Genomic DNA, 7,398 nt, shown 5'->3' with positions numbered 1-7,398 from the left:
TGGAAAAGCCCAGTCGCCTTCGAACGGATGGTGGCTTAAACGAGCACTTGGGGCGGCACGAAAGCGCGACAGGTCCATTGGGAGTCGAGATGCACAAGAAAATCTCGCATCACTCCGGACGTGATTTTCCCGACATCGTGCTTGCCGAAGTATGAGATTAAGCCATCGCTCTCACGAAACAGGATTTTGCGACCATCAGAATACGAGCGCGAATTGCCGTTCTTCGCCTTGTTAAACGCGTCGAATTTCTTTGCGTAGGCTTCGAAGCTACGGTCTTTATTAACTGCCTGATTGGGATCAGCTTTGCGACGATTCGAATCTGCAAATTCCGTAGCCGCTTCGATTGCGTCTAAGCGACTGGTTTCTTTGGTAGATCGCCGAATGTACTTCTTCGAAACATTGTCCCAGATCCGAAGCTGCCAGAACGGACTTCTGCCTGTCTGATAAATCGCGAGACCTGCTCGGATATGTTTCAGCTTAGACACTTGATTCTTGGACGTTTTAGCCACCTGTCTCCGCCTTTTCGGTGCGTAACAGTGTGTAACTTATCTGGATATTCCTGGTCACGCGAATCTACGCGTTAAGCTGCTGATATTTATGAAGTATTTGGTGGCGGTACAGGGACTTGAACCCCGGACACGCGGATTATGATTCCGCTGCTCTAACCAACTGAGCTATACCGCCACGCCGTGTGCAGGCGATTTAGGAGGTTCACGGGGCGGGGTCAAGAGAGAAAGTACTGCAAATGGGCATTGCGGTGTGTTTTTCTGACTGGGGTGAAGCGAGGCCTGCAGCTGGCTGGAAATGACGGGCGTTTGGGCTCAGCACCGACTGTCGACAGTGTCCCGGATGAACTGGTTGCACCGGGCGGGTGCGGTGATTGGCAGCATATGCCCCTGGTTGGGCTCGGTCTCGCAGTGCAGGCCATATTGTTCCATCGCGTTCCCATTTGTCTTTGCGTCAAGGACCGCATCTTGGGAGCCAAACAAGATCGCGCCGGGTGTCTTTAGCTCAGAGGCATAACGAGGGGATTGTTCCCCAATGCCAGCGCTGGCCAGCGTGGCGTCGGCTGATGCGGCTACGAAACTTTTGGGACGTAAACCAAGCGCGCCCCCCGCTTGGATCAGGAAATCCTCGGGGCAGGCGGAGGGGGCGAAAATCTGCTGCAGAACTTCGGCGGCAGTGCGTTGCGCGGCAGGGATTGCAACCGTCTGAGCAATTAGGCGGCGCATAAATGGGGAATGTATGATTAACCCCCTAAAACTGCCAGCATCAGCAACCGGATGGGTCAGCGGCGCCAACAGTGCTAGCCCTCGTATTTTCTGTGGTGCGTTGAGTGCCATTGCCAGTGCAATCGCGCCACCCAGCGAATGGCCACATAGAATTGGCTGGTCTACACTGCGCAGGTCCAGAAAGCTTTGGATCATCCGCGCCTGTTCGGACAGAGTAGCGAGATGATCCTGATTGAGAGTTGAATAGCCACAGCCGGGGCGGTCCAGGATGATAACGCGAAAATCAGGTGCCAGCAGCTCCGCGAGGGCATAGGTGAAATGCTGCAACTGTCCTGACAGCCCATGGATCAACACCAGTGGCGGAGCCTCTCGCGGGCCCATTTCAACATAGTGGATTGAGCCACCGGGTATCATTTGCAACTGACCAACGGGCGGCACCAAGGTTTCAGCCCTGCGCGCCAAACGGCGGGTTTTTAGATGTGAAGCTGACAAAAAAGCTGCCGGCAGTGCCAACCCGGCCAGGGCAAGAGAGTTAATAACAGTCATAGCCAGGCTCCGATTGGTGGCAGTTGGTCAAATTTCTGGGGTTTCGCACAAGTCAGCCAAAACGGGACGGGGCAGTTGGTCGAGCAAGGAAAACACCCTTCTTTGGCAAGCCTCACCAACCCAGCCTGCTGGGTGAAAATTGGCAGGCAAATCAGGGTGGCGCAGCACAACACGACGCCAGCGGTGCACGATCAGCGTACGCAACGTGGCAACCTGCGCTGAGTTCAGATCCGGCGCTGGGTCAGGGATCGCATTGACTGCTTTTAGCAGGGCGGCACAGGAATTTGATAAATCGGCAGGAAACAGCTGAGTTTTAAACCAGTTTGGTAAAGTCAAATTATCTGCATCCAGCGCCAGAAGATCCTGAGTTTTTCCGGGTTTTGGACCAAACCCCAATGCTGTGGTGCGGTTAACTGCAATATAGCCCGGCAGCAGCAGCGCCTCGTCCAACGCAGCCTGACCACAGGTCTCGGCGGCAATCAATAGATGCCAGCTTTGCGGTGCCCCCGGTTCACGAGCATAGATCCGCGGCGTAACCGCGGCGCATTGGGTGCGGCCAAACTCGGTTAGGTAATGAACCGAGGCCCGTCCAGAGCGAACGCTTTCAATCCAGCCATCTTTACGAAGCCGGTGCAGGGCAACCCTGATTGCTTCGGGTTTAATACCCAAAGGTGTAATAACACGGGTCAGTGCGCCGCCACTGATTTGGTCTTTGGGTTGTTGCGCCATGTCGCCAAAAAGCGAAATGATAATCGACCAAACCCGCTGGTTCTGCGGGTCGTTCAATAGGTTAACACTGGTTTCAAAGCACGGGTTATCTGTATGTGTCATGTGACCTATGTAGGTCTCCCCTTGGGGGGAGACCAGCCTAATTACGATCATAGGTCGTCTGTTGTTCAGCCTGTGAGGGTATGAAACGCTCTGCGCTTAGAACGCGTTCATAGTCAGCAATTCGTATTCAGCCACCTGTTCGTCGTCCTGATTGGTCAGGGTGACATGCCAACGCACTTCGCCGTACTCGTCATTACGGGGGGTCTTTTTCTTGACGGTCAGGCGAACTTTGATGCTGTCACCCGCCGAAACTGGTTTCATGAAACGTAGATTGTCTAATCCGGTATTGGCCAGCACCGGGCCCTCATTTGGTTCAACAAACAGTCCTGCGGCAAAGGACAGCAGTAGATAGCCATGTGCCACCCGCCCAGGGAAGAACGGGTTCCGCTTGGCGGCGTCATCGTCCATGTGGGCATAAAACGTATCGCCGGTAAAATTGGCGAAGGTTTCGATGTCTTGAAGTGTGACAATACGCGAAGGGCTGTGCAGGGTTTCACCAATCGCCAGCTCGCCAAAATTGCGTGTGAACGGATGGGCTGGACCTTTGATTTCGGTGCCACCGGGAACCCACGTCTGGCCAATGGCTGACAGAATGTCGGGTGAGCCCTGAATGGCGGTACGCTGCATGTAATGCATCACACCTCGTACGCCGCCCAATTCTTCGCCACCACCTGCACGACCGGGGCCGCCGTGGACCATATGGGGCAGGGGAGAACCGTGGCCGGTTGATTCCTTCATCGAGTCCCGGTTGTTGAAATACAGACGCCCGTGATATGCACCCGCGCCCAATGCAACCTGACGGGCCACTTCCGGATCGTGGGTGATGACGGAGGCCACCAGCGAGCCCTGACCCTTGTTCACTAGCTCCACAGCATGATCGACATCGCGGTAGCCCATCACGGTAGAGACAGGGCCAAAGGCTTCGGTATCGTGGACGCGCTGGGCATTATCCGGGTCTGCGCAATGGAACAGCATTGGCGGAACAAAGGCGCCCTTGTTGGCATCAGCTCCATCAACGGCGAAATTATCAGGGTCTCCGTAAACCCGAGTGGCTTCTTGACCGATGATCACGGCTTTCTCCAGCACGTCACGCTTTTGACTGTTGCTGACCAGTGCGCCCATCCGGGTGCTGTCCAGTCGAGGATCACCAATTGTGGTCTTTGCCAATCGGGCTGACAGCGCTTCGATAACTGCTTCGACCTGCGCATCGGGGGCGATGATGCGGCGGACGGCAGTACATTTCTGACCCGCCTTAGTGGTCATCTCTCGGCTGACTTCTTTGATAAACAAGTCAAACTCTGGCGTTCCGGGGGTGGCATCCGGGCCTAGGATCGAACCGTTCAGGCTGTCCTGTTCTGCGACAAACCGGACCGAGTTTTCAAGGATCACCGGGTTAGATCGTAGTTTCAGCGCGGTGTTGGCTGATCCGGTAAAACTGACCACATCCATCATGCCCAGATGGTCCAGCATATTGCCAAGCCCGCCTGAAACCAATTGCAGCGCGCCAAGCGGTAAGATGCCGCTGTCCAGCATCAACCGCACTGCCAGCTCTGTGACATAGCAACTGTTGGTGGCAGGCTTCACAATTGCCGGAACGCCAGCCAGCAGGGTCGGGGCCAGTTTTTCCAACATACCCCAAACCGGGAAATTGAAAGCGTTGATATGGACGGCAACACCCTGCAGCGGTGTGCAAATATGCTGGCCTAGAAAGGTTCCGTGGCGGCTAAGCTGTTCGACGTCTCCATCCAGATAGACTTGCCCATCGGGCATTTCCCGTCGCCCTTTAGAGGCAAACACAAACATGGTGCCAATTCCGCCATCCACATCGATGATGTGATCATTTTGGGTCGCGCCAGTGTCAAAAGACGCCTCGTATAGAGCCTGTTTGTGCTGATTTAGATGACCGGCCAGTGCTTTGAGCATTCGGGCACGGTCATGGAATGTTAGTGCTCGTAGAGCGGGGCCACCAACACTACGGGCGTGATCGAGCATGGATTGCACATCCAGCGCGTCGTTACCGGCGGCTGCGATGACGTCACCGGTGATGGCGCTCGCGATGTTGCGCGCCCCGGCACCGGGGGTGATCCATTGGCCCGCGGCAAAACTGGAAACCTGTTGAATGCTCATGTCGCGCTCCTTGAACGTGAGAGTTGGTAGGGTTGCGGAATATATTGACCAACCGGTCGGTTTATGCAAGAAATTTGTCAAAACGGCCATTAGGGCACTGCGCATAGATAGGGGATAGTCATATGACCGCGTCAATTCTGACAGAGGATCACGGAACCTGGGTGGAAATCACCCTTAATCGTCCGGATCGTTTGAATGCCTTTAACGACGAGATGCACTATGCCCTGCGCGCAGCACTGGAAACTGCCCGTGATGGTGGCGCTCGCGCGGTGCTGCTGACCGGAGCAGGGCGCGGATTTTGCGCCGGGCAGGATTTGGGTGACCGTGATCCGTCCAAGTTAGATGGTCCGCCGGATTTGGGCAACACGGTGCGTACGTTTTACGCGCCTCTGGTACGGCTGATCCGGTCGCTGGAATTTCCAGTGATCTGTGCGGTGAATGGCGTTGCTGCTGGGGCCGGGGCAAATTTGGCCTTGGCCTGTGATTTGGTGCTGGCCTCTGAAAGTGCCAAGTTCATTCAGTCGTTCTCTAAGGTTGGATTGATCCCCGACACCGGTGGCAGTTGGCATTTGCCGCATTTGCTGGGCGAGGCCCGTGCCAAAGGCTTGGCTCTGACTGGCGAGCCTTTGCCCGCCCAGAAGGCCGTGGACTGGGGTTTGATCTGGAATGCCTATCCTGACGCTAATTTGATGGCCCAGGCGCGCGCCTTGGCGGAAAAGTTAGCCAATGGCCCGACGTTGGGTTTGGGGCTGACTAAAATGACCATTCAGGCCTCGGCCACCAATAGCCTGAGTGATCAGCTGGAAATTGAAGCAGATGCGATGAAAACCTGTGGTGAAAGCGCAGATTATGCTGAAGGTGTCGCCTCCTTCCTGCAAAAGCGCGCACCCGTGTTTAAGGGCAAATGATGATGACACCAAAACTAAGGGCTGAAAAATCTGCCGCTGCCATGTGGGCCGAAGATCACGCCTCCAAATGGGCGGGGATGGAGATCACCCATATGGATGAAGGTGTTGCCACTTTGGAACTGACTGTGGCGCAACAGCATTGCAACGGCCACGGCATCTGCCACGGTGGCGTCACGTTCATGCTCGCCGATAGCGCCTTCGCCTTTGCCTGCAATAGCCGTAACCAATCCACGGTGGCGCAGCATAACATGATTAGCTTTACTGCGCCGGGCCAGCTGGGTGACCGGTTGACGGCCAGCGCCAGCGAGGTCTCGCTGACTGGACGTAGTGGGATCTATGACGTGACAGTGACCAATCAGACTGGCCAGAAGATCGCAGAATTTCGGGGTTTCTCCCGCGCGATCAAGGGTCAGCTATTTGATGAATAGAATGAGGACGACGCCATGAAAGACCTGAGCCCCCAAAAATCCGATCTGGAACCGATTGAAATCGCCTCGATTGACGAAATCCGTACCCTTCAGTTGGAGCGGATGAAATGGTCGTTGCGCCACGCCTATGACAACGTCCCGATGTATAAGCAACGGTTCGACGAAGCGGGCGTCCACCCTGACGACTTGCAGTCGCTATCGGACCTGTCCAAGTTCCCATTCACCTACAAAAACGACCTGCGTGACAACTATCCCTTTGGCCTGTTTGCGGTGCCGCGTGAGCAGATCATGCGGCTGCACGCGTCGTCGGGGACCACAGGTAAGGCAACCGTGGTGGGCTATACAGCCAATGACATCAGCAACTGGGCTGACCTGCTTGCACGCTCACTGCGCGCCTCGGGATTGCGCCGCGGCGATATGATCCACAACGCCTATGGATATGGGCTGTTTACGGGTGGCCTAGGGGCGCATTACGGCATCGAACGGCTTGGGGCTACGGTGGTGCCAATGGGCGGCGGGCAGACCGAAAAACAGGTTGGCCTGATCACTGATTTCAAACCCGACGGCATCATGGTCACGCCATCCTACATGCTGAATATCCTAGAGCAGTTTCACAAGCAGGGCCTTGATCCACGCGACTCGTCGCTTTCAGTGGGCATTTTTGGCGCGGAACCCTGGACCAATGCCATGCGGCAAGAGGTCGAAGCGGCCTTTGATATGCACGCGGTGGACATCTACGGACTGTCTGAAATCATGGGCCCCGGTGTCGCCAATGAATGCGTTGAAACCAAAGATGGGCTGCACATCTGGGAAGATCATTTTTATCCCGAGATCATTGACCCTGCAACTGGCGAGGTGGTTGAGGACGGCGAGATGGGTGAATTGGTCTTCACAACTCTCACCAAAGAGGGGCTGCCAATGGTACGCTACCGCACCCGTGACCTAACCCGGTTGTTGCCAGGGACAGCACGTTCGATGCGGCGGATGGAGAAGATCACCGGGCGTAGCGATGACATGATTATCCTGCGTGGTGTGAACGTGTTCCCGACTCAGATCGAAGAGCAGGTGATGGCTACCGGTGGCTTGGCCCCCTATTTCCAGATCGAGCTGTATAAATCCGGACGTATGGATGCGATGCGTGTATATGTTGAGGCAGAACCTAATGCGGCAAATGAACTGTCAAAAACCGCGGCGGCACGAATGTTGACTAAACGGATCAAGGATATAGTAGGTGTTTCGACCGAGGTGATCACCGGCGATCCCGGATCTGTTGCGCGGTCGCAGGGTAAGGCCGTCCGAGTTGTTGATAACCGCCATAAAGGGTAA

At 55.6% G+C, this 7,398-nt stretch carries 6 protein-coding genes and 1 tRNA gene; 3 read left to right on the top strand and 4 right to left on the bottom strand.

Features of this window, described 5'->3' with window-relative positions; all coding sequences use genetic code 11:
* Nucleotides 1-607: 607 nt before the first annotated feature.
* The 4 genes from GO984_RS15595 to paaZ form a co-directional block, all read right to left on the bottom strand.
* Nucleotides 608-684: transfer RNA gene (locus GO984_RS15595), tRNA-Met, on the bottom strand.
* 137 nt (nt 685-821) lie between these two features.
* Nucleotides 822-1,778 carry an alpha/beta fold hydrolase gene (locus GO984_RS15590; RefSeq protein ID WP_157023539.1) on the bottom strand — a complete coding sequence of 319 codons (957 nt, stop codon included), beginning with the start codon at nt 1,776-1,778 and terminating at the stop codon, nt 822-824.
* 27 nt (nt 1,779-1,805) lie between these two features.
* Nucleotides 1,806-2,609: a PaaX family transcriptional regulator C-terminal domain-containing protein gene (locus GO984_RS15585; RefSeq protein ID WP_157023538.1), complete on the bottom strand. Its 804-nt coding sequence runs from the start codon at nt 2,607-2,609 to the stop codon at nt 1,806-1,808.
* Nucleotides 2,610-2,705: 96 nt separating this feature from the next.
* Nucleotides 2,706-4,736, bottom strand: a complete 2,031-nt coding sequence (paaZ, locus tag GO984_RS15580; protein WP_157023537.1) for a phenylacetic acid degradation bifunctional protein PaaZ — start codon at nt 4,734-4,736, stop codon at nt 2,706-2,708.
* Between the two features lie 122 nt (nt 4,737-4,858).
* Between paaZ and paaG the strand changes: the two genes are divergently transcribed.
* Genes paaG through paaK form a run of 3 tightly spaced genes read left to right on the top strand, consistent with a single transcriptional unit; the run spans nt 4,859 to nt 7,398 of the window.
* Nucleotides 4,859-5,644, top strand: coding sequence for a 2-(1,2-epoxy-1,2-dihydrophenyl)acetyl-CoA isomerase PaaG (gene paaG, locus GO984_RS15575; RefSeq protein WP_157023536.1), 786 nt, complete (start codon nt 4,859-4,861; stop codon nt 5,642-5,644).
* A 2-nt stretch (nt 5,645-5,646) separates the two neighbouring features.
* Nucleotides 5,647-6,072, top strand: coding sequence for a hydroxyphenylacetyl-CoA thioesterase PaaI (gene paaI / locus GO984_RS15570; protein WP_157023555.1), 426 nt, complete (start codon nt 5,647-5,649; stop codon nt 6,070-6,072).
* A gap of 15 nt (nt 6,073-6,087) precedes the next feature.
* On the top strand, nt 6,088-7,398 hold the full coding sequence (paaK, locus tag GO984_RS15565) for a phenylacetate--CoA ligase PaaK (protein WP_157023535.1): 1,311 nt from the start codon (nt 6,088-6,090) through the stop codon (nt 7,396-7,398).

It is taken from the genome of Parasedimentitalea huanghaiensis (assembly GCF_009753675.1).
Taxonomy (GTDB): domain Bacteria; phylum Pseudomonadota; class Alphaproteobacteria; order Rhodobacterales; family Rhodobacteraceae; genus Parasedimentitalea; species Parasedimentitalea huanghaiensis.
The sequence above is the reverse complement of the archived record's forward strand: the minus strand, read 5'-3'. Positions and strand labels throughout refer to the sequence as shown.